Source organism: Mesorhizobium sp. M7A.F.Ca.US.006.04.2.1 (assembly GCF_004022915.1).
Classification (GTDB): Bacteria; Pseudomonadota; Alphaproteobacteria; order Rhizobiales; family Rhizobiaceae; genus Mesorhizobium; species Mesorhizobium ciceri.
The window spans coordinates 1-1,227 of sequence record NZ_RZQA01001270.1 but is presented as its reverse complement, the minus strand read 5'-3'; the positions used below and the strand labels follow the sequence as shown (position 1 = coordinate 1,227).

At 64.3% G+C, this 1,227-nt stretch carries 1 protein-coding gene; it reads right to left on the bottom strand.

Annotated elements, in window-relative coordinates:
• Positions 1-352: 352 nt before the first annotated feature.
• On the bottom strand, positions 353-1,227 hold an 875-nt coding region (locus EN925_RS36530; RefSeq protein WP_128337400.1), incomplete at its 5' end, for a PDZ domain-containing protein.

The following is a 1,227-nucleotide window of genomic DNA, read 5'->3' as shown; positions in this document are numbered from 1 at the left end:
ATAGGGCTGTTATACGCGATTTCGCCGGAAGGTTGAGTGGCAGACATCTGCATTGTGGCCTTTGCCAAAGCGCATCGCGACCGAGATCGCTCGAAGCAGTGCGCGATAAAGCTGCTCGCTGCCGATGTCGTTGGCATCGGATCGTTGAAGCGCTTTTGAAATTGTGCGGCAGCGGGCGATGGGAAGCCCGCTGCCGCCGGGGGAAGGCGCGATGACTGACTAACGCGCGCTCCTCCATGCTTTCCCGTACGGCGGCTCGGGGGTGTTGAACCGGCGCACTGGAAAAGTCCAACTTGCCGCCGGAACGCCCTCACCCGCCTCGGAAGGCCGAGAGAACGCTCCGGAGCCGACCTCAGCCCTTGGCGACGGGCAGCGCGACGAAACGATTGGTGTCGTCGCGGGTGATCTGCATCAGCACCGCCTTGCGGCCGGATTTGACCGCTTCGGTCATCGCCTTGGTGACGTCGTCGGTGCCGTTCACTTCGGTCGAATTGACCGATGTGATGACGTCGCCCGGCTGGATGCCGCGATCGGCAGCATCGCTGTCAGGATCGACGTCGGTCACCACCAGCCCCTTGCCGTTTTCGGACTTGGTGACGGTCAGGCCGAGATCGGCCAGCGTGTCGGGCTTTGCCGGAGCGGCAGGCTGCGACTGGTCGACAGAGGCCTGCTTGTCGCTCGAGGGCAGTTTGCCGAGATCGACCTTGACCGTCTGGCTCTTGCCGTCGCGCCACACGGTGACGTCAACCGACTTGCCAGGCGAGTAGGCGCCGATCAGCCGTGCCAGTTCCTTCGGCGAAGCGACGTCCTTGCCGTTGACCTGGGTGATCACGTCACCGGCCGTGATGCCCGCCTTCTTGCCGGGACCATCGTCCTGGGCACTGGAAACCAGTGCGCCGTTGTTGGACTTCAGACCAAGCGACTCAGCGATGTCGGAGGTGACCGGCTGGATTTCGACACCGAGCCAGCCGCGCTGAACGGAACCGCTCTTCATCAGGTCCTGAACGACCTGCTTGGCGGTCGAAGCGGGAATGTCGAAGGCGATGCCGACGCTGCCGCCGGACGGCGAGAAGATCGCGGTGTTGATGCCGACGACCTGGCCGTTGAGGTTGAAGGTCGGGCCGCCAGAATTCCCGCGGTTGACCGATGCGTCGATCTGGATGAAGTCGTCATACGGGCCAGCGCCGCTGTCGCGGCCGCGGGCGGAGACGATGCCGGAGGCGGCGG